The sequence below is a fragment of the Pseudomonas sp. GXZC genome (assembly GCF_026967615.1).
GTDB lineage: Bacteria > Pseudomonadota > Gammaproteobacteria > Pseudomonadales > Pseudomonadaceae > Aquipseudomonas > Aquipseudomonas azotoformans_A.
Map to the genome: position 1 here is coordinate 6,851,120 of NZ_CP114115.1, position 19,554 is coordinate 6,870,673.

At 60.6% G+C, this 19,554-nt stretch carries 20 protein-coding genes and 1 pseudogene; 15 read left to right on the plus strand and 6 right to left on the minus strand.

The annotated features are described in order from the left end of the window. Positions 1 to 34: 34 nt before the first annotated feature. Complete coding sequence (locus OZ428_RS32465) at positions 35 to 1,093, plus strand: type IV toxin-antitoxin system AbiEi family antitoxin (protein WP_133075562.1); 1,059 nt, start codon at positions 35 to 37, stop codon at positions 1,091 to 1,093. Next, positions 1,081 to 1,950: a hypothetical protein gene (locus OZ428_RS32470; protein WP_269132315.1), complete on the plus strand. Its 870-nt coding sequence runs from the start codon at positions 1,081 to 1,083 to the stop codon at positions 1,948 to 1,950. The genes OZ428_RS32465 and OZ428_RS32470 overlap by 13 nt, the downstream gene beginning before the upstream one ends. Positions 1,951 to 2,044: 94 nt before the next feature. Here OZ428_RS32470 and pyrE read toward each other — a convergent pair whose 3' ends face one another. Continuing rightward, positions 2,045 to 2,689 carry an orotate phosphoribosyltransferase gene (pyrE, locus tag OZ428_RS32475; protein ID WP_010168197.1) on the minus strand — a complete coding sequence of 215 codons (645 nt, stop codon included), beginning with the start codon at positions 2,687 to 2,689 and terminating at the stop codon, positions 2,045 to 2,047. Between the two features lie 82 nt (positions 2,690 to 2,771). On the opposite strand from pyrE, the gene OZ428_RS32480 reads away from it, so the two are divergent. Continuing rightward, a complete protein-coding gene (locus OZ428_RS32480; RefSeq protein ID WP_003195493.1) occupies positions 2,772 to 3,551 on the plus strand; it encodes an exodeoxyribonuclease III in 780 nt (259 codons plus the stop codon). A gap of 58 nt (positions 3,552 to 3,609) precedes the next feature. Here OZ428_RS32480 and OZ428_RS32485 read toward each other — a convergent pair whose 3' ends face one another. Both OZ428_RS32485 and rph read right to left on the minus strand, forming a co-directional pair. Then, positions 3,610 to 3,978, minus strand: coding sequence for a DUF4870 domain-containing protein (locus OZ428_RS32485; protein ID WP_133075564.1), 369 nt, complete (start codon positions 3,976 to 3,978; stop codon positions 3,610 to 3,612). A 22-nt stretch (positions 3,979 to 4,000) separates the two neighbouring features. After that, positions 4,001 to 4,723 carry a ribonuclease PH gene (gene rph / locus OZ428_RS32490; RefSeq protein ID WP_003213280.1) on the minus strand — a complete coding sequence of 241 codons (723 nt, stop codon included), beginning with the start codon at positions 4,721 to 4,723 and terminating at the stop codon, positions 4,001 to 4,003. Positions 4,724 to 4,908: 185 nt separating this feature from the next. On the opposite strand from rph, the gene OZ428_RS32495 reads away from it, so the two are divergent. From OZ428_RS32495 to OZ428_RS32520, 6 genes are all read left to right on the plus strand, one after another. Further along, a complete protein-coding gene (locus OZ428_RS32495; RefSeq protein ID WP_269132316.1) occupies positions 4,909 to 5,772 on the plus strand; it encodes a YicC/YloC family endoribonuclease in 864 nt (287 codons plus the stop codon). Between the two features lie 10 nt (positions 5,773 to 5,782). Further along, complete coding sequence (gene gmk / locus OZ428_RS32500; protein WP_033901130.1) at positions 5,783 to 6,403, plus strand: guanylate kinase; 621 nt, start codon at positions 5,783 to 5,785, stop codon at positions 6,401 to 6,403. 167 nt (positions 6,404 to 6,570) lie between these two features. After that, positions 6,571 to 6,834: a DNA-directed RNA polymerase subunit omega gene (gene rpoZ / locus OZ428_RS32505; protein WP_003176920.1), complete on the plus strand. Its 264-nt coding sequence runs from the start codon at positions 6,571 to 6,573 to the stop codon at positions 6,832 to 6,834. 60 nt (positions 6,835 to 6,894) lie between these two features. Next, positions 6,895 to 9,000: a bifunctional GTP diphosphokinase/guanosine-3',5'-bis pyrophosphate 3'-pyrophosphohydrolase gene (gene spoT, locus OZ428_RS32510; protein WP_016975931.1), complete on the plus strand. Its 2,106-nt coding sequence runs from the start codon at positions 6,895 to 6,897 to the stop codon at positions 8,998 to 9,000. A gap of 22 nt (positions 9,001 to 9,022) precedes the next feature. Continuing rightward, positions 9,023 to 9,403 carry a RidA family protein gene (locus OZ428_RS32515; protein WP_003176922.1) on the plus strand — a complete coding sequence of 127 codons (381 nt, stop codon included), beginning with the start codon at positions 9,023 to 9,025 and terminating at the stop codon, positions 9,401 to 9,403. A gap of 56 nt (positions 9,404 to 9,459) precedes the next feature. Then, the gene (locus OZ428_RS32520; protein ID WP_269132317.1) at positions 9,460 to 10,203 is read left to right on the plus strand and encodes a hypothetical protein; all 744 of its coding nucleotides are present in this window, start codon (positions 9,460 to 9,462) and stop codon (positions 10,201 to 10,203) included. A 31-nt stretch (positions 10,204 to 10,234) separates the two neighbouring features. Here the strand turns inward: OZ428_RS32520 and OZ428_RS32525 are convergent, their stop codons facing one another. Then, complete coding sequence (locus OZ428_RS32525) at positions 10,235 to 11,092, minus strand: SDR family oxidoreductase (protein ID WP_133075567.1); 858 nt, start codon at positions 11,090 to 11,092, stop codon at positions 10,235 to 10,237. Between the two features lie 188 nt (positions 11,093 to 11,280). Here OZ428_RS32525 and exbB point away from each other — a divergent pair. The 6 genes and pseudogenes from exbB (at position 11,281) to OZ428_RS32555 (ending at position 18,055) form a co-directional block, all read left to right on the plus strand. Beyond that, positions 11,281 to 12,250: pseudogene (gene exbB / locus OZ428_RS32530) on the plus strand (tonB-system energizer ExbB). Between the two features lie 6 nt (positions 12,251 to 12,256). After that, on the plus strand, positions 12,257 to 12,682 hold the full coding sequence (exbD, locus tag OZ428_RS32535; RefSeq protein WP_003195519.1) for a TonB system transport protein ExbD: 426 nt from the start codon (positions 12,257 to 12,259) through the stop codon (positions 12,680 to 12,682). Beyond that, positions 12,679 to 13,428: a TonB family protein gene (locus OZ428_RS32540; RefSeq protein WP_016975935.1), complete on the plus strand. Its 750-nt coding sequence runs from the start codon at positions 12,679 to 12,681 to the stop codon at positions 13,426 to 13,428. The genes exbD and OZ428_RS32540 overlap by 4 nt, the downstream gene beginning before the upstream one ends. 144 nt (positions 13,429 to 13,572) lie before the next feature. Next, entirely contained in the window at positions 13,573 to 14,493 is a 921-nt protein-coding gene (locus OZ428_RS32545; protein WP_016975936.1) for a hydrogen peroxide-inducible genes activator, read from the plus strand. Between the two features lie 8 nt (positions 14,494 to 14,501). Then, positions 14,502 to 16,577, plus strand: coding sequence for an ATP-dependent DNA helicase RecG (recG, locus tag OZ428_RS32550; protein ID WP_269132318.1), 2,076 nt, complete (start codon positions 14,502 to 14,504; stop codon positions 16,575 to 16,577). A gap of 77 nt (positions 16,578 to 16,654) precedes the next feature. Continuing rightward, positions 16,655 to 18,055 carry an aminoacyl-tRNA deacylase and HDOD domain-containing protein gene (locus OZ428_RS32555; protein ID WP_269132320.1) on the plus strand — a complete coding sequence of 467 codons (1,401 nt, stop codon included), beginning with the start codon at positions 16,655 to 16,657 and terminating at the stop codon, positions 18,053 to 18,055. A gap of 49 nt (positions 18,056 to 18,104) precedes the next feature. Here OZ428_RS32555 and OZ428_RS32560 read toward each other — a convergent pair whose 3' ends face one another. After that, a complete protein-coding gene (locus OZ428_RS32560) occupies positions 18,105 to 18,488 on the minus strand; it encodes a helicase (RefSeq protein WP_269132321.1) in 384 nt (127 codons plus the stop codon). Positions 18,489 to 18,612: 124 nt separating this feature from the next. Then, positions 18,613 to 19,542 (minus strand): type VI secretion system-associated lipoprotein TagQ, encoded by a 930-nt coding sequence (tagQ, locus tag OZ428_RS32565; protein WP_033901114.1) that lies wholly within the window; start codon positions 19,540 to 19,542, stop codon positions 18,613 to 18,615. Positions 19,543 to 19,554 lie beyond the last annotated feature (12 nt).

The window sequence follows — 19,554 nt, forward strand, 5'->3', positions numbered from 1 at the left end:
CTATTTTCAGCACTTGTTGAAAAGGGTGAGATCAATGAAAGAGTTCGAAATCCGCTCAAGGGATGCCCTGCGAAATCTCCTGAGCAAAGTGCCGATCCTCAAGATTGAAAACCTGAAACTGCCTTCACCTTCAGAGGGGTGGACGCCCGACTGCATTGTCGAGATAACCGTCTCGGGAAGGTCGCATGCTCTGGTCTGCGAGGTAATAGCAAGCGGCCAACCCAGATTTATAAGTGCGGCGATACTTCGGCTTCGCGACTATTTGACCAAACAGCGGACACAGGCAACGCCCGTTGTGGTCGCGCCTTATCTGTCGCCCATCGCCAGACAGGCATGCCGGGAAAGAGAGGTGGGGTATCTGGATCTGGAGGGCAATGCGTGGATCTCATTCGGTGGCGTATCCATTGACCATCAAGTCGCTGACAAACCATCCTCAGAACGCAGAGAGCTGAAGTCTTTCTTCAAACCAAAGTCAGCACAGATCATACGCACGATGCTTCGAGATCCGGGCCGAGCCTGGCGCGTGGTCGAACTGTCCGAAGCTGCCGGAGCGAGCCTGGGGCAAGTCAGCAATGTCCGAACAGCACTCCTGAATAGAGAATGGGCCCGGACGACAAACGATGGCGTAAACCTATCCGACCCTCAATCTCTCCTAGACGCTTGGGCCGAGACATACGAGCCTCCAGCAGGAGACCGTAAAGTCTTCTATACCGCCTTGCACGGTAGAGCATTGGAAAATGCGGCGCGTAACGCCATTGGAGAAATGAGCCGCGGGCACGCGCTTTTTGCGTCTTTTTCTGCCGCCCAATGGCTCGCCCCCTATGCCCGTATCAATACGAATTACTTTTTTGCCGACCGTGAAGGGTTAGAGAGGCTGGTCAAAGCATTACAGTTGGTTCCCGCATCAACGGGAGAAAACGTAGTGATCACCTTACCCAAAGAGGAAGGGCTTCTACTCGACGCCATTGAACCCGCACCGGGTGCCATATGTACCAGCCTGGTTCAGACCTACCTGGATCTATCAGTTGCAGGAGAGCGCGGGAAAGAAGCTGCCGAATACTTGAGACAGGAAAAACTGACATGGTCTCGTTAGTCCCTCAAGAACCCCAGTCTGCTTCAGATTATGACGACAGAACCACGACCGCCGTGAAGGCAGTGTTAGTGGAAATCGGTCAAATCCTCGGCTCTTTCAAAGGAAAGTTTGCAGTGATCGGCGGAGCAGTGCCTTGGCTTCTGCTTGCGAATGACGATATGCAACACGTTGGAACCCTTGATGTCGATTTGAGCCTGAACGCAGAAGCACTCGGTGATGGCGAATACGCGACATTGATCGAAGCACTGATGGGCAACGGGTATCAACAGAGAGGAGCGCTTCGCAGATTCCAACTCGTTCGCCAGGTGCCCGTGGAGGACGGCGGACCGGCGATAGATGTGATCGTGGACTTCTTGATGCCGCGTGACGCCGAAATCATCCAGAACAAACCTCCAATCCTCAACGACTTTGCTGTTCAACGTGCTGACGGTGCCGACTTGGCAATGCGCTTCTACCAAATGGTTGCCATTGAGGGTCCCATGCCCACGGGTGGGAAAAATCGCGTGGAAGTCGCCGTATGTTCTATCCCCGCACTCTTGGCAATGAAGGGGTATGCGCTGAATGGAAGGCATAAACAGAAGGACGCCTATGACATCTACTACTCCGTCCGCAACTTTCCCGACGGTGTCGAAGCGCTCGCAGAGGAATGTCGATCAGTGCTTGAAACGGGCAGCGGAGAGCAGGGATTTCAGTTCATCGGAGAAAAATTTGCTACCCATGATGACTATGGCCCGACGGCGGTAAGACGATTCGTCGAAGACAGCCAGATTCTGGGAGATCGCACACCAGACCAATGGCAGCAAGATGCTTTTGGGCAGGTGGATACCTTATTGCGCGCCTTACGACTTCGGGACTAATAAAACAAAAGGCCCCGCTCAATCTGATTGAGCGGGGCCTTTTTATTTGTGGCGAGGGAGCTTGCTCTCGCTGGGTTGCGCAGCAGCCCTGAAATCAGACGCCAAACTGCTCGCGGTACGCCTTCACCGCCGGCAGGTGTTGCTTGAGCTGCGGATCATCTTCCAGGAACTGCAGCACCTGGTTCAGCGACACGATGCTCACCACGGGAATGCCGAAATCGCGCTCCACTTCCTGGATGGCCGACAATTCACCGTTGCCACGTTCCTGGCGGTTCAGCGCAATCAGCACGCCGGCAGCCTTGGCACCGTCCTGGGAGGCGATGATCTGCATCACTTCGCGGATCGCAGTACCGGCGGTGATTACATCGTCGATGATCAGCACGTCGCCCTTGAGCGGCGCCCCGACCAGACTGCCGCCTTCGCCGTGGGCCTTGGCCTCTTTACGGTTGAAGCACCAAGGCAGGTCCTGGCCATGATGTTCAGCCAGAGCCACGGCCGTCGCGGCCGCCAGGGGGATACCCTTGTAGGCTGGGCCGAACAGCACGTCGAAGGAAATACCGCTTTCAACGATGGCCGCCGCATAGAAACGACCCAGCTGAGCCAGGGCAGAACCCGAGTTGAACAAGCCTGCATTGAAGAAGTACGGACTGGTTCGCCCGGACTTCAAAGTGAACTCACCGAAGCGCAAAACGCCGCGATCGATGGCAAAACGAATGAAATCGCGTTGATACGCCTGCATGAAAAAAGCCTCAGATACCACGGATTTAGCTAATTAGGTAGACGGCGTGTATCATACACGCACGCGATTTTTGGGGCCATTTATGCGGATCATCAGTGTGAACGTTAATGGTATTCAGGCTGCAGTCGAGCGTGGTTTGCTCAGTTGGCTGCAAGCCCAGAATGCCGACGTCATCTGCCTGCAGGATACCCGCGCCTCCGCCTTTGAACTGGACGACCCAGCCTTCCAACTGGATGGCTACTTCCTTTATGCCTGCGATGCCGAAGTGCCCACCCAAGGTGGCGTGGCTTTGTATTCGCGGTTGCAACCCAAGGCGGTCATCAGCGGCCTCGGCTTCGAGACAGCCGACCGCTACGGGCGCTACCTGCAAGCCGATTTCGATAAGGTCAGCATCGCGACCTTGCTGCTTCCTTCGGGGCAGAACGGCGATGAAGACTTGAACCAGAAGTTCAAGCTAATGGACGATTTCGCCCGTTACCTGGATAAACAGCGACGCAAACGTCGCGAGTACATTTATTGTGGCTCGCTGTACGTGGCGCAACAGAAGCTGGATATCAAGAACTGGCGCGACAGCCAGCAATCCCCGGGTTTCCTGGCGCCGGAACGCGCCTGGATGGACGAGATTGTCGGCAATATGGGCTATGTGGATGCCTTGCGCGAAGTCAGCCGCGAAGGCGACCAGTACAGCTGGTGGCCGGACAACGAACAGGCTGAGATGCTCAACCTGGGCTGGCGTTTCGACTACCAGTTGCTGACTCCAGGTCTGCGCCGGTTCGTGCGCAGTGCACGCCTGCCGCGCCAGCCACGCTTCTCGCAGCACGCGCCGCTGATCGTGGACTACGACTGGACACTGACCATCTGAGGTCTTTTTCCAGGCACAAAAAAGCCGACATCGCTGTCGGTTTTTTTGTGGGCGCTCATTATTTGATCACACGCCAGGTCAACGGGTAGCGATAGACGATCCCTTTGTTGGCCTTGATGCTGCCGATGATGGTCAGCACCACCGTGGCGACCGCCAGGGCAATCATCAGGAAAAACCCAATCACCGCGAAGGCCAGCACGATACAAGCGATCCAGGCAATGGCGACGGTGATCTGGAAGTTCAGGGCTTCCTTACCCTGATCATCAATGAACGCGTCTTTTTCTTTCTTCATCTGCCACAGGATCAGCGGCCCCACGACACTGCCGAAAGGGAACACAAACCCGAGAAACGCCGCGAGATGGCACAACATCGCCCCCTGCCGCACTTCATAGGAAGGCATCGGCACAAGTTCTTGGTTGTCATTCATGGCGCTTCTCCTTGAGGCGGGCTCAGTCAGCCAAGGCGGCGTTCTGCAGCTCGAAGATTTCAGTCATGCCTTTCTGGGCCAGGGCCAACATGGCGTTCAAGTCGGCCGGCTGGAATGGCGCGCCTTCGGCGGTGCCCTGTACTTCGATGAAACCACCGGTGCTGGTCATGACCACGTTCAGGTCGGTCTCGGCAGCCGAGTCTTCCAGGTAGTCCAGGTCCAGTACAGGTTCGCCCTGGTACATGCCTACCGATACGGCAGCGATCATTTGCTTGAGCGGGTCACCGCCTTTCAGGCCGCCACGCTTCTTGATCACTTTGAGTGCATCAACCAGGGCTACCATGGCGCCGGTGATGGACGCGGTGCGGGTGCCGCCGTCGGCCTGGATCACGTCGCAGTCGACGTACAGGGTCACGTCGCCCAGCTTGGACATGTCCAGTGCTGCACGCAGGGAGCGACCGATCAGGCGCTGGATTTCCAGGGTACGGCCGCCCTGCTTGCCACGGCTGGCTTCACGCTGGTTACGCTCGCCGGTAGCGCGCGGCAGCATGCCGTACTCGGCGGTCAACCAACCCTGGCCCTGGCCTTTGAGGAAACGCGGCACGCCGTTTTCGACGCTGACGGTGCAGATGACCTTGGTATCGCCAAACTCGACCAGTACAGAACCCTCGGCGTGTTTGGTGTAGTTGCGGGTGATGCGGATCGAGCGGAGCTGATCGGCAGCGCGACCACTTGGACGTTTCATAGGGAGACACCTGTACTGAGGACGAAAAACTGCCGAGCATTATAGAGCCGCGAGCCGATTCGGGGCACTGCTAAAAAATCCGGTTACGAATGCTCGGGTTTGGGCGTGTCCGCCCCACTGCGCTACAATCCTGCGCCTTCTTAATCATCAGCCCGTGTTTGCGGGCTGCAACGCGAGGTACCTCCATGGTGCACAGCATGACCGCCTTCGCCCGCGCCGAAAAAGCCGGCGTCCAAGGCACCCTGAGCTGGGAATTGCGCTCGGTCAACAGCCGTTACCTGGAGCCGCACCTGCGCCTGCCGGAGTCGTTTCGCGATCTCGAAGGCGCCGTGCGTGAAGCACTGCGCCAGGGTATCTCTCGCGGCAAGCTGGAATGCACCCTGCGGTTTACCGAAGAAACCACCGGCAAAGCCTTGCAGATTGACCGCGACCGCGCCGCGCAACTGGTCGCCGCCGCCGAAACCATCGCCGGACTCATCAAGCAGCCAGCCGCGCTCAACCCGCTGGAAGTACTGGCCTGGCCCGGCGTGCTGGTGGCCGATGCCACCGACCCGCAAGCCCTCAACGCCGCAGCCCTCGCCCTGTTCAACCAAGGCCTCAAAGAGCTGAAAGCCGGCCGCGAGCGCGAGGGCGCCGAGCTGGCGCGCTTGATCAGCGAGCGCCTGACCGCCATCGAAGAAGACGTGGTCACGCTGCGTGAGCTGGTGCCGCAGATGCTCGCCACCCAGCGCCAGAAGGTGCTCGACCGCTTCACCGACATGAAGGCCGACCTCGACCCGACGCGCCTGGAACAGGAAATGGTCCTGCTCGCGCAGAAGAGCGACGTTGCCGAAGAACTCGATCGCCTGAGCACCCACATCCTCGAAGTACGCCGCGTGCTCAAGTCCGGCGGTGCCGCCGGTCGGCGTTTGGACTTCCTGATGCAGGAACTCAACCGCGAAGCCAATACACTCGGATCCAAGGCGTTCGACCCGCGCAGCACCACGGCTGCGGTCAACCTCAAAGTGTTGATCGAGCAGATGCGCGAACAAGTACAGAATATTGAGTAAGGCAACCTCCATGACCCACAGCACCGGCACCCTGTACATCATTTCCGCCCCTTCGGGCGCGGGCAAAAGCAGCTTGGTCAAGGCCCTGACCGACGCTGACGAGCAGATCCGCATTTCGGTCTCCCACACCACCCGCGCCATGCGTCCGGGTGAGGTGAACGGCGAGCACTACCACTTCGTCGAGCGCACCGAGTTCGTCAAGATGATCGAACACGGCGACTTCCTGGAGCGTGCCGAAGTGTTCGGCAACCTCTACGGCACCTCGCAAAGCCACTTGCAGCAGACCCTGGATGAAGGCCACGACCTGATCCTGGAAATCGACTGGCAGGGCGCCGAGCAAGTCCGCAAGCTGATGCCGCAGGCGCGCTCGATCTTCATCCTGCCGCCTTCGCTGGAAGCTTTGCACCAGCGCCTGACCAACCGTGGCCAGGACAGTGACGAGATTATCGAAGGCCGCATGCGTGAAGCCGTCAGCGAAATGAGCCACTACGTCGACTACGACTACCTGATCATCAACGACGATTTTGCCCATGCACTGGACGATTTGAAGGCTATTTTCCGCACCAATCAGCTCCAGCAAAAGCGTCAGCAACAGCGTTTCGGCAAATTACTGGCCGAACTGCTCGGTTGATTGGCTCTTCCCAAAACCGCTGCAAGGGCTTTACATTGGCACTTGTAGCGGTTTTGCGAGGGCCTGCGAAAAATCAGCGCTTCCCTAAACGCTGGTGATTTTTTAAACTGTTTAGTCCGCTCGCCCAACCGGGCAGCGCGCATCTTGCATTCGCTCCGAGGAATACCATGGCCCGCGTAACCGTTGAAGACTGCCTAGAACACGTGGATAACCGCTTTGAGCTGGTCATGCTCTCTACCAAGCGTGCCCGTCAACTGGCCACTGGCGGCAAAGAGCCCCTAGTCCAGTGGGAAAACGACAAGCCTACCGTTGTAGCCCTGCGTGAAATCGCTGAAGGCCTGATGAGCTACGAGTTCATCGCCAACGCCGAAATCGTTGAAGACGAACCGCTGTTTGCAGCGTTCGAGGACGAGTCCAACGAGGCCGTCTAAGCCTATGCCTGGTCGACGTAGCACGGCGCGGGGTCACAGCCAACGGCAGGAGTTCACACTTTGCCGAGCATAGACGCCCTCGCCGATCGCTTATCGGCCTACCTCGGCCCAGACCAGGTCAACCTGGTCCGCCGAGCGTATTTCTACGCCGAACAAGCCCACGACGGCCAACGCCGCCGCAGTGGCGAGGCGTATGTCACCCATCCTCTTGCGGTGGCTAACATTCTTGCCGACATGCACATGGACCATCAAAGCCTGATGGCCGCGATGCTGCATGACGTGATCGAAGACACCGGCATCGCCAAGGAAGCGCTCAGCGCGCAATTTGGCGAAACCGTGGCCGAACTGGTCGACGGGGTCAGCAAACTGACCCAGATGAACTTCGAGACCAAGGCCGAAGCCCAGGCGGAAAACTTCCAGAAGATGGCCATGGCCATGGCCCGCGATATCCGCGTGATCCTGGTCAAGCTGGCCGACCGGCTGCACAACATGCGCACGCTGGAAGTGCTGTCCGGTGAAAAGCGCCGGCGCATCGCCAAGGAAACCCTGGAAATCTACGCGCCCATCGCCAACCGGCTGGGCATGCACGCCATTCGTATCGAATTCGAAGACCTCGGCTTCAAGGCCATGCACCCGATGCGTTCGGCGCGCATCTACCAGGCGGTCAAGCGCGCCCGGGGCAACCGCAAGGAAATCGTCAACAAAATCGAAGAGTCGCTAAGCCATTGCCTGGCGATCGACGAGATCGAAGGCGAGGTCAGCGGCCGGCAGAAACACATCTACGGCATCTACAAGAAGATGCGCGGCAAGCGCCGGGCCTTCAACGAGATCATGGACGTGTATGCGTTCCGGATCATCGTCGACAAGGTCGACACCTGCTACCGCGTGCTGGGCGCTGTACATAATTTGTACAAACCGCTGCCGGGGCGCTTCAAGGATTACATCGCGATTCCAAAAGCCAACGGCTACCAGTCGCTGCATACCACGCTGTTCGGGATGCATGGCGTACCGATTGAGATCCAGATCCGTACCCGCGAAATGGAAGAGATGGCCAACAACGGCATCGCCGCCCATTGGCTGTACAAATCCAGCGGCGACGAGCAGCCAAAAGGCACCCATGCCCGCGCCCGCCAGTGGGTCAAGGGCGTGCTAGAAATGCAGCAACGTGCCGGCAACTCCCTCGAATTCATCGAAAGCGTGAAGATCGACCTGTTCCCGGACGAGGTCTATGTGTTCACGCCCAAAGGCCGGATCATGGAGCTGCCCAAAGGCTCCACGGCGGTCGACTTCGCCTACGCGGTCCACACCGACGTGGGTAACAGCTGCATCGCCTGTCGGATCAATCGCCGTCTCGCACCACTGTCCGAGCCGCTGCAAAGTGGCTCCACGGTCGAGATCGTCAGCGCACCGGGTGCACGCCCGAACCCGGCGTGGCTAAACTTTGTGGTCACCGGCAAGGCGCGTACGCACATCCGTCACGCGCTGAAACTACAGCGCCGCTCCGAATCCATCAGCCTGGGCGAACGCCTGCTGAACAAGGTGCTCAACGGTTTCGACAGCGCCCTGGACAAGATTCCTACAGAGCGCGTGCAAGCGATGCTCCACGAATACCGCCAGGAAACCATTGAAGACCTGCTGGAAGACATCGGCTTGGGCAACCGCATGGCCTACGTCGTCGCCCGCCGCCTGCTCGGCGAAGGCGAACAGTTGCCAAGCCCGGAAGGTCCGCTGGCGATTCGTGGCACCGAGGGCCTGGTGCTCAGCTACGCCAAGTGCTGCACGCCGATCCCGGGGGACCCGATTGTCGGCCACTTGTCGGCAGGCAAAGGCATGGTGGTGCACCTGGACAACTGCCGCAACATCACCGAAATCCGCCACAACCCGGAAAAATGCATCCAGCTCTCGTGGGCCAAGGATGTCACCGGCGAATTCAACGTCGAGCTGCGCGTCGAGCTGGAACACCAGCGCGGCCTGATCGCCCTGCTCGCCAGCAGCGTCAACGCGGCCGACGGCAATATCGAGAAGATCAGCATGGACGAGCGCGATGGTCGCATCAGCGTGGTCCAGTTGGTGGTCAGCGTTCACGACCGCGTGCACCTGGCCCGCGTGATCAAGAAACTGCGTGCCTTGACGGGTGTGATCCGCATCACTCGCATGCGCGCCTAAGCCACATTACAAGGAGTCATTCATGACCAAGACTGTTATCACCAGCGATAAAGCCCCGGCCGCCATCGGCACCTACTCCCAGGCGATCAAGGCAGGCAACACCGTCTACATGTCCGGCCAGATTCCACTGGACCCAAAGACCATGGAACTGGTTGAAGGCTTCGAAGCACAGACCGTGCAGGTCTTCGAAAACCTCAAGTCGGTGGCCGAGGCTGCCGGCGGCTCGTTCAAAGACATCGTCAAGCTGAACATCTTCCTCACCGATCTGAGCCACTTCGCCAAGGTCAACGAGATCATGGGCAAGTACTTCGAACAGCCGTACCCAGCCCGCGCCGCCATCGGCGTTGCTGCCCTGCCAAAGGGTGCGCAGGTTGAGATGGACGCGATTCTGGTCATCGAGTAAAACACCCGGCGCAGCCCCCATAGGCTGCGCCGACTTCGTTTTAAAAGGATTTCATGATGCGCAAAGCGCTTGTAGCCTCATCACTGCTCGCCCTGTTGCTTGGCGGCTGCGCCAGCAACCCTGCCGACCGGGATGTGAGCGGCACCTGGATCAACCAGGTCGCCATCGATGCGGCAGCCAAGGGTGGCCCTTTGCGTGAAGCCTTGCAGAGCTTTGGCCCGAACCTCGAATGGGAGGTCAATACCAAGGCCTCGCAGGCACGCTACTACAACGGTTTTGAAGTAGCGGAAGGCAAGTTGCTGGGTGAAAAATCTGGCGCCTGGAGTGTGGACTTCTACGGCAGCTCCGCCACCGAACTCAAGCGCAAAGGCAAACAACTGCTGCAAGTGGCCAACGACAACGAGCCTGAGCAGCTGTTTACCCGCCCCAAAGAGCCCGCACCGGAAGGCGCGCCATTGGGTGCAAACTTCGAGCGCGCACTGTACGCCGCTTATATGGGGGGCGACTGGAAGATCCTCGACGGCTTCGGCAGCGGCGCCATCGTGCAATTCCAGGCTAACGGCAAGGTTGCCGGCCTGCCGAATGTCGATCAGTACTCGCTGTGCCTGGCGGGCGATTGCGCGTCCATGAGCGGAGGCTACGACAGCATCTGGCTGCAACTGAACGGCCAAGGCAACCCGTGGATTTTTGTGCGCAAGGGTAAGCAACTGGAGATCTTCCAGGCGATCAATACCGCGCAGGCGGATGAGGTGCCTTCGTTTACGCCAGGGCCTCGCCAGTGGCTGCTGGAAAAACAATGATAAAAAAGGAGCCCTTGGGCTCCTTTTTCACTTAACGCTGGCCTTCGAGGATCGCTGCATAGCCTTCCCGATAACTCGGATACGTCGGCGTCCAGCCTAACGCCTTGGCTCGGGCATTGCTGCATTGCTTGCTGCCAGCACGCCGCACACTCGCGTCATCAGCCCATTCGGTCACGCCCAGGTACTCACGCAACCAATCCACTACCTCGGCCAACGGCGCCGGCGCATCGTCGACGCCGATGTAGACCTTGTCCAGCGAACCGCCCTTTTCCACATGCCGCAATAAAAACGCCAGCAAACCCGCTGCGTCTTCCGCGTGAATGCGGTTGCCATATAAAGGTGGGTCGATTGCCACGCGGTAGCCTTGGCGAACCTGGGTCAACAGCCATTCGCGACCCGGCCCATAGATACCCGTCAGACGCACAATGCTCGCCGGAATACCGCTGTCGAGTGCGACTTGCTCGGCTTCCAGCATCACCTGCCCAGAATAACCCTTCGCCTGCGTCTCCGACGTTTCGTCGACCCATTCGCCATTCTGCTGCCCGTAGACGCTGCTGCTGGACACAAACAGTAGGTGTTTCGGCTCCTGGCCGTAATCGCCCAGCCACTCCAGCACATGTTTCAGCCCTTCTACATAAGCAGCGCGATAGCCGGCTTCGTCGTGGTCTGTCGCTGCGGCGCAGTAAACCAGGTAATCCACCCCGCCGATCGGCCAGGTGTCAGGGCAGTCCTTGTTGAACAGGTCGCCGGCGATGCCGATCACCCCGTCGGGCAGCCGCGAAATATCGCGGCGCAGGCCATGGACCTCCCATTCCGAGGCGAGCAACTGGCTGGCCAGCCGGCTCCCCACATCGCCACATCCGGCAATCACAACAGAAGGCGCAGACATCACAAAACTCCGTACTGAAAGGTCTAGGTTAGCCTTCGCAGATGACAGACGGCCAGAAAAAGCACAAATAAAGTTACTGTATTACTTCTGTTAACAAGAATTACTTGCAATAATAACCGCCCATTTGTCCTCGACCCTCTGGGTCTGGTAGGACGATCACTCATTTTTTTCTCTCAGGTCCGGCCAGCATGACACGTAATACAACCCCCGCTTCGCCAACCAAGCTTCACAGCCCGTCCCGCGCCTGGCGCGCGATTGCTGCGCTGCTGCTCAGCGTACTGCTGGCACCGACCGCCGCATTCGCTGATGCCACCGCACCCGCTACCCCGGCTGCCGCCGAGCAAAACGCCGCGGCACCACGCAGCGCCCGCCGCCACCGACCCGGCCCTGGCAGCTGACCCAGCCGCCGCCGACGACACCGGTGTAGTGCTGGAGGAAGACAACACCCTGGGCATGGCCCATGACCTGTCGCCGTGGGGCATGTACCAGAATGCTGACGTGGTGGTGAAAGCCGTGATGATCGGCCTGGCCATCGCCTCGATCATCACCTGGACCATCTGGATCGCCAAGGGCTTCGAGCTGCTGGGCGCCAAACGTCGTCTGCGCACTGAAATCGTCCACCTGAAAAAGGCCACCACCCTCAAGGAAGCCAGCGAAAGCGCGACCAAGAAGGGCACCCTGGCCAACACCCTGGTGCACGACGCGCTGGAAGAAATGCGCCTGTCCGCCAACACCCGCGAAAAAGAAGGCATCAAGGAACGTGTTGCTTTCCGCCTTGAGCGACTGGTGGCGGCCTGCGGTCGTAACATGAGCAGCGGCACCGGCGTGCTGGCAACTATCGGTTCCACCGCGCCGTTCGTCGGCCTGTTCGGTACCGTGTGGGGCATCATGAACAGCTTCATCGGCATCGCCAAAACCCAGACCACCAACCTCGCCGTCGTTGCACCCGGCATCGCCGAAGCCCTGCTGGCGACCGCCCTGGGCCTGGTTGCCGCGATTCCTGCGGTGGTGATCTACAACGTCTTCGCCCGTTCGATTGCCGGCTACAAGGCCCAGGTATCGGACGCGTCGGCAGAAGTCCTGCTGCTGGTCAGCCGCGACCTCGATCACCTGCCTACCGAGCGCAGCTCGCAACCGCACATGGTGAAAGTGGGGTAATCGGCCATGGGCCTGCATTTGAATCAAGGCGACGACGAACTCGTCGAGAACCACGAAATCAACGTCACGCCGTTTATCGATGTGATGCTGGTGCTGCTGATCATCTTCATGGTGGCGGCACCGTTGGCGACCGTGGACATCAAGGTTGACCTGCCCGCGTCCAGCGCAAAACCTGCGCCACGGCCAGAGAAACCGATCTTCCTCAGCGTCAAGGCGGACCAACGCCTGTTCCTGGGCGAAGAAGAAGTCAAAGCTGAAACCCTGGGGCCGGTGCTCGACGCCAAGACCCAAGGCAAGAAAGACACGACGATCTTCTTCCAGGCTGACAAGGGCGTGGACTACGGCGACCTGATGAGCGTGATGGATGCCCTGCGGGCAGCCGGCTACCTCAAGGTCGGCCTGGTCGGACTTGAGACGGCAGCCAAGAAATGATCACGACGCGCCACAAACTGACGCGTTATGGCACCAGCCTCGCCGTCGTACTGGGCGTGCATGCCGTCGCGATCGCTATCGCGCTACATTGGTCCGCGCCGCGCACGGTGCAGTTGCCACCGGCTGCCATGGTCATCGACCTGGCACCGATGCCAGCCCCGCCGCCGCCAGCGCCGCCCAAGGTGGTAACGCCGCCGCAACCGCCTGCACCGGTGGAAGAGCTGCCCCTGCCGAAACTGGCCGAGGCGCCCAAGCCAACGATCCAGGTGCCCAAGCCGGTCAAGCCCAAGCCTAAACCGCAGCCGCCCAAGCCTGTGGAGAAGAAGATCGAGCCGCCCAAGGAGAAACCCTCCGAGGATCCGCCGAGCGACGCTCCGCCGACCCAGGCACCGGCTGAAAAATCGGCCCAGCCTGTTCCAGGCCCGTCTCCGCAGCAGATCGCAGCGAAGGCTTCCTGGGAAGGCACCCTGCTGGCGCACCTGCAGAAGTACAAGAAATACCCGCCAGGCGCCCAGGCCCGTGGCAAGGAAGGCTTGAACCGCCTGAAGTTCGTGGTGGATGCCGAAGGCAACGTGCTGTCCTACGAGTTGGTGGGCCGCTCCGGCAACGCCGACCTGGACCGCGCCACCCTGGACATGATCCGTCGTGCCCAGCCGCTGCCCAAGCCGCCGGCGGACATGCTCAAAGGCGGCAGCATCGAGATCGTTGCACCGTTCGTGTACAACATCGAGAAGCGTCGTCGCTGAAAAATGAAGGTGGTGAGGGGGCAACCCTCACCACCCTCAGCAAAATCTGCGTAACTCCCCGCTCAATCCCCAGCAAAGTTCTGATAACGTGCGTCTATCGATTGCAGCCGGTATGCTTGGCCCGCAACCTCATGGACGCCCGCTATGACTCTTACAGAATTACGCTACATCGTTACCCTCGCCCAAGAGCAGCACTTCGGCCATGCGGCCGAGCGTTGCCATGTCAGCCAGCCGACGCTGTCGGTGGGCGTGAAAAAGCTTGAAGACGAACTCGGTGTGCTGATTTTCGAGCGCAGCAAGAGCGCCGTGCGCCTGACGCCTGTGGGCGAAGGCATTGTGGCCCAGGCCCAGAAGGTACTGGAGCAAGCGCAGAGCATTCGCGAACTGGCCCAGGCCGGCAAGAACCAGCTGACTGCACCGCTCAAAGTCGGCGCAATCTACACCGTCGGCCCCTACCTGTTCCCGCATCTGATCCCGCAACTGCACCGCGTCGCGCCGCAGATGCCGCTGTATATCGAAGAAAACTTCACCCACGTGCTGCGCGACAAACTGCGCAACGGCGAGCTGGACGCGATCATCATCGCCCTGCCGTTCAACGAGGCGGACGTGTTGACCCTGCCGCTCTACGACGAGCCGTTCTACGTCTTGATGCCCGCGTCCCACCCGTGGACGCAAAAAGACACCATCGACGCTGGCCTGCTCAACGACAAGAGCCTGCTGCTGCTGGGCGAAGGCCACTGCTTCCGCGACCAGGTATTGGAAGCCTGCCCGACCCTGACCAAGGGCAACGACGGCGCCAAGCACACCACCGTGGAATCCAGCTCCCTGGAAACCATCCGGCACATGGTCGCGTCCGGCCTGGGTATTTCGATCCTGCCGCTGTCGGCAGTGGACAGCCATCACTACGCCCCCGGCGTGATCGAAGTGCGCCCACTGACACCGCCAGTGCCATTCCGCACCGTGGCGATCGCCTGGCGCGCCAGCTTCCCACGGCCGAAAGCGATTGAGATCCTCGCCGATTCGATCCGCCTGTGCTCGGTGGCCAAGCCGACGGCTGCGAGTTAAGCAACGGTATGACTGAGCTGTCGCAGGTGTCGGTGACGGCACTCAAGGGTGTCGGTGAAGCCATGGCCGAGAAGTTGGCCAAGGTCGGCCTGGAAAACCTCCAGGACGTGTTGTTCCACCTGCCCCTGCGCTATCAGGACCGCACCCGCGTCGTGCCCATCGGCCAGTTGCGCCCTGGGCAGGATGCGGTGGTCGAAGGCACCGTGAGCGGTGCCGATGTGGTGATGGGCAAGCGCCGCAGCCTGGTGGTGCGCCTGCAGGACGGCACCGGTGGCCTGAGCCTGCGCTTCTACCATTTCAGCAATGCGCAGAAGGAAGGGCTCAAGCGCGGCACCCGCGTTCGTTGTTACGGCGAAGCGCGGCCCGGTGCGTCGGGTCTTGAGATCTATCACCCGGAATACCGCGCCATCACCGGCGACGAACCGCCGCCGGTCGACACCACACTCACACCGATCTACCCGCTCACCGAAGGCCTGACCCAGCAACGCCTGCGCCAGCTGTGCATGCAGACGCTGACGATGCTCGACCCGAAAAGCCTGCCCGACTGGCTGCCGCTGGAGCTGGCCCGCGACTATCAGCTGGCGTCGCTGGACGATGCGATTCGCTACTTGCATCACCCGCCTGCCGATGCCGATGTCGACGAGCTGGCACTGGGTCATCACTGGGCCCAGCATCGCCTGGCGTTTGAAGAACTGCTGACCCACCAACTGTCCCAGCAACGCCTGCGCGAGAGCATGCGCTCCCTGCGCGCGCCGGCCATGCCCAAGGCCACGCGTTTGCCTGCGCAGTACCTGGCCAACCTGGGCTTTGCGCCGACCGGTGCCCAGCAACGCGTCGGCAACGAAATCGCCTATGACTTGAGCCAGCAGGAACCCATGCTGCGCCTGATCCAGGGCGATGTGGGCGCGGGCAAGACCGTGGTCGCCGCCCTCGCCGCCCTGCAAGCATTGGAAGCCGGTTACCAGGTGGCGTTGATGGCGCCCACCGAGATCCTTGCCGAGCAACACTTCATCACCTTCAAGCGCTGGCTTGAACCGCTGGGCCTGGAAGTGGCGTGGTTGGCCGGCAAGCTCAAGGGCAAGGTGCGCGCAGCGGCACTGGAACAGATTGCCGGCGGAGCGCCGATGGTCGTTGGCACCCACGCGCTGTTCCAAGACGAAGTTCAGTTCAAGAACCTTGCGCTGGTGATCATTGACGAACAGCACCGTTTCGGCGTGCAACAACGCCTCGCCCTGCGACAGAAAGGCGTGGGCGGGCGCATGAACCCGCACCAGTTGATCATGACCGCCACGCCGATCCCGCGCACTCTGGCGATGAGCGCCTACGCCGACCTCGACACCTCGATCCTCGACGAACTGCCGCCCGGCCGGACGCCGGTCAATACCGTACTGGTCACCGACACCCGGCGTGTCGAAGTGATCGAGCGCGTGCGCGGCGCCTGCGCCGAAGGGCGCCAGGCGTACTGGGTGTGCACGCTGATTGAAGAGTCCGAAGAGCTGACGTGCCAGGCGGCCGAAACCACCTTTGAGGACCTCACCAGCGCCTTGGGCGAGCTCAAGGTCGGCTTGATCCATGGCCGCATGAAGCCGGCTGAAAAAGCCGCCGTGATGGCCGAATTCAAGGCCGGCAACCTGCAACTGTTGGTGGCAACCACGGTGATCGAGGTCGGCGTGGACGTGCCCAACGCCAGCCTGATGATCATCGAAAACCCTGAGCGCCTAGGACTGGCGCAACTGCACCAATTGCGCGGCCGTGTCGGCCGGGGCAGTGCCGCCAGCCATTGTGTGCTGCTATACCACCCGCCGCTGTCGCAGATCGGTCGCCAACGCCTGGGCATCATGCGCGAAACCAACGACGGGTTTGTCATCGCCGAAAAGGATCTGGAACTGCGCGGCCCTGGCGAAATGCTCGGTACGCGCCAGACCGGCCTGCTGCAATTCAAGGTCGCGGACCTCATGCGCGACGCCGACCTGCTGCCGGCCGTGCGCGATGCGGCGCAAGCGCTGCTCGAACGTTGGCCGGATCATGTCAGCCCGTTGCTGGATCGCTGGCTACGCCATGGGCAGCAATACGGCCAAGTGTGACGCCTGACTCACTTAGTCGACCAACACTTGTATCAAGCTGGTTATACTTCGTGGACTGTAAGAAATTGGATCAGGCCATGTCAGAAGTTGCCCTCGCCACAGTCCCACTGACCGCCCCGCCGGTCATTCGGGCTCTGCTCGCAAAACTCGCCATCCCCTACACGGAAGTCACCGACCTACCGGGCCTGAATCCTGCGCGAAAAGTCCAGGCCGTGCTGTTGGAAGACGCGGTGGGCGCACTGATGGTGCTGTTCCCGCAGAACCAATTGCTCGACCTCAACCGCCTCGCCGAACTTACCGGTCGCCGCCTCACGGCAGTGTCGCCGGATCGCGTCGAACGCATGCTGGGCAAGCACGAACTCAGCCTGCTGCCGGGCCTGCCGCCGCTCACCAGTTCGCCGTGCCTGTACGAAGGCAGCCTGCTCAACGAGCCGAGCCTGCTGGTGCATTCGGGTGAAGCCGGCCTGTTGCTGGAGATCTCCAGCGACGCCTTCAAGACGATGCTCACCAAGGCCAGCGCCGGCCACTTCGGCGAGCCGTTGAGCAACATCCGCCCCAACCTCGACCGCCCGAATGATGACCGTGAGGAAATCACCCAGGCGATGCAGGCGTTCACCGCCCGCCGCATCCAGCAACGCCTGGAAGCGACCATCGAGATTCCACCGCTGGCCGACACGGCGCAGAAGATCATCAAGCTGCGCGTCGACCCCAACGCCACTATTGATGACATCACCGGCGTGGTCGAAACCGACCCCGCTTTGGCCGCGCAAGTCGTGAGCTGGGCCGCGTCGCCCTACTACGCATCGCCAGGCAAGATCCGCTCCGTGGAAGACGCCATCGTGCGCGTGCTGGGCTTCGACCTGGTGATCAACCTGGCGCTGGGCCTGGCCCTGGGCAAGACCTTGAGCCTGCCCAAGGACCACCCGCACCAGTCCACACCGTACTGGCACCAGTCGATCTACACCGCCGCCGTGATCGAAGGCCTGACCCGCGCCATGCCGCGCGCCCAGCGCCCGGAAGCCGGCCTGACTTATCTGGCCGGTCTGCTGCACAACTTCGGTTACCTGCTGCTGGCTCACGTGTTCCCGCCGCACTTTTCGCTGATCTGCCGTCACCTGGAGGTCAACCCGCACCTGTGCCACAGCTATGTCGAGCAACACTTGCTGGGTATCAGCCGCGAGCAGATTGGCGCCTGGCTGATGCGCTACTGGGACATGCCGGATGAGTTGTCCACCGCGCTGCGCTTCCAGCATGACCCGACCTACGATGGTCAGTACGCTGAATACCCGAACCTGGTGTGCCTGGCGGTGCGCTTGTTGCGCAGCCGAGGGATTGGCTCCGGGCCGGATGAGGCGATTCCGGATGCGCTGCTTGAGCGTCTGGGACTGACGCGGGACAAGGCTGAGGAAGTGGTGGGCAAAGTGCTGGATGCCGAGGTGTTGTTGCGTGAGCTGGCCTCGCAGTTCAGTCAGGCTTAACAGCAGCTGCAAGCTTCAAGTTGTCAGCTTTAAGCTTGCAGCTTGAAGCTCACTTCTTGGCGCTGCTCTTCTTCGGCTTCAAATACTTGGTCAACCCCTGGAACCAGATCACCAGCGCCGGGTTGCCCTTGATCTGGATCGACTTGTCCTGAATCCCCGTCATGAATGCCAATTGCTTGTTCTTCGCCTGCATGGTGGCGAAGCCGTAGGCGGCATCTTTGAAGGCGATGGCGAACGCCGGCGACGGGTGAACGCCCGAGCGGCTGGTGATGCGCTGGTCTTTGACGATGAAGTGACGGGCAACCTTGCCGTCGAGGGTCTGCAACTGGAACGCCAGGTCTTTATCGCCCAACTGTTGCTGGAAGGCAGGATTGGTGCGGCTGGCTTTGCCCATCATCAGGCCCAGCACCCACAGGAGAAGACGAAATTTCATGCACACGGCCTCGGTGTAATTATTGAGTGGCCGCAGCAGTTTAACGATTTGCAAAAAGAACGCCACCGATCTTGCGCATTAGCGGAAGATCGGCTGGCGTTTGACGCTTATAGCAGCATGTTGCTTAAACGTTCGGGCAAGGCACGGGCGCCCAGTCGGCCAGGTTAGGATCGCGGCAGGTGCCTTCGATCTGTGCCTTACCGGCACTGGCGACCTGCTTGCTTTCAGCCTGCTTGGCCTGCACGGTCTGAATGCTCTTCTCGGTGGTCACCGCTTCTTTCGGCACAACCGGCAGGTCTTTTTTCTTCGCGACTTTCGGTGGAGTCTTGCCACCCTTCTTGGCCGGGACGACCGCAGGGGCTACGTCTGCCTGGGCCACGGTCACCACGTCATTACGCTGCACACCCACTTGTTGCAGGTCTTTTTCGTAGGCCTGGGTGTAGTTGTTCAGGTCTTCGCTGGCTTTGCCGTTGACCGCGACGATCAGGTCATTGGATTCCTTCAGGCCGGACACGATTTCCGCCAGGCGCTTGCGGCCTTCGGTGTCGTTGACGGTTTTGGCCTTGCGGTCAGCCACCAGCTTGGTGAATGCGCTCTGGTAGCACTGCTGCGACGCTTTGGCGTAGGCGGTGCTGCGGTCGATGTCGGAGGCGCTTTTGTTGAAATCGGTGGAGTAGGAGGCAATGCGCTGGTTGTCATCGCTGATCTGCTTCTGACGCTCGGTGTAGTAACCCGCCGCGCCGCCGGCCAATGCGCCACCCGCTGCGCCGATGGCGGCGTTACGGCCACGCTTGTCAGAGTCGCCGGTCAGCGCGCCCAGCAGGGCACCGCCAGCAGCGCCAATGGCCGCGCCGGTCACGACCGACTTGGTCATGTCCGAATCGGTCGCGCGCAGGTGCTGCACCGGCTCGTAGCAGTTCGGGTAGTACTCGACCTTGGTGCTCGACGCGACCTTGGAGGCCGGCGACGTGGCGCAACCGGTCAACACAGTGCTGAAACCGGCTGCGATCAGCAGCAAGTGACGCTTGGAAACCGCCTTACGGGAAAAAAGCATAGGTGTGTTCTC

Bases quoted from the DNA above. Each gene is read 5' to 3' on its own strand.
- OZ428_RS32465 (WP_133075562.1), top strand. From the start codon at position 35: ATGAAAGAGTTCGAAATCCGCTCAAGGGATGCCCTGCGAAATCTCCTG.
- OZ428_RS32545 (WP_016975936.1), top strand. From the start codon at position 13,573: ATGACTCTTACAGAATTACGCTACATCGTTACCCTCGCCCAAGAGCAG.
- OZ428_RS32495 (WP_269132316.1), top strand. From the start codon at position 4,909: ATGGTGCACAGCATGACCGCCTTCGCCCGCGCCGAAAAAGCCGGCGTC.
- recG (WP_269132318.1), top strand. From the start codon at position 14,502: ATGACTGAGCTGTCGCAGGTGTCGGTGACGGCACTCAAGGGTGTCGGT.
- gmk (WP_033901130.1), top strand. From the start codon at position 5,783: ATGACCCACAGCACCGGCACCCTGTACATCATTTCCGCCCCTTCGGGC.
- OZ428_RS32515 (WP_003176922.1), top strand. From the start codon at position 9,023: ATGACCAAGACTGTTATCACCAGCGATAAAGCCCCGGCCGCCATCGGC.
- OZ428_RS32560 (WP_269132321.1), bottom strand. From the start codon at position 18,488: ATGAAATTTCGTCTTCTCCTGTGGGTGCTGGGCCTGATGATGGGCAAA.
- OZ428_RS32470 (WP_269132315.1), top strand. From the start codon at position 1,081: ATGGTCTCGTTAGTCCCTCAAGAACCCCAGTCTGCTTCAGATTATGAC.
- exbD (WP_003195519.1), top strand. From the start codon at position 12,257: ATGGGCCTGCATTTGAATCAAGGCGACGACGAACTCGTCGAGAACCAC.
- OZ428_RS32480 (WP_003195493.1), top strand. From the start codon at position 2,772: ATGCGGATCATCAGTGTGAACGTTAATGGTATTCAGGCTGCAGTCGAG.
- OZ428_RS32525 (WP_133075567.1), bottom strand. From the start codon at position 11,092: ATGTCTGCGCCTTCTGTTGTGATTGCCGGATGTGGCGATGTGGGGAGC.
- OZ428_RS32555 (WP_269132320.1), top strand. From the start codon at position 16,655: ATGTCAGAAGTTGCCCTCGCCACAGTCCCACTGACCGCCCCGCCGGTC.
- tagQ (WP_033901114.1), bottom strand. From the start codon at position 19,542: ATGCTTTTTTCCCGTAAGGCGGTTTCCAAGCGTCACTTGCTGCTGATC.
- OZ428_RS32520 (WP_269132317.1), top strand. From the start codon at position 9,460: ATGCGCAAAGCGCTTGTAGCCTCATCACTGCTCGCCCTGTTGCTTGGC.
- OZ428_RS32485 (WP_133075564.1), bottom strand. From the start codon at position 3,978: ATGAATGACAACCAAGAACTTGTGCCGATGCCTTCCTATGAAGTGCGG.
- rpoZ (WP_003176920.1), top strand. From the start codon at position 6,571: ATGGCCCGCGTAACCGTTGAAGACTGCCTAGAACACGTGGATAACCGC.
- OZ428_RS32540 (WP_016975935.1), top strand. From the start codon at position 12,679: ATGATCACGACGCGCCACAAACTGACGCGTTATGGCACCAGCCTCGCC.
- rph (WP_003213280.1), bottom strand. From the start codon at position 4,723: ATGAAACGTCCAAGTGGTCGCGCTGCCGATCAGCTCCGCTCGATCCGC.
- pyrE (WP_010168197.1), bottom strand. From the start codon at position 2,689: ATGCAGGCGTATCAACGCGATTTCATTCGTTTTGCCATCGATCGCGGC.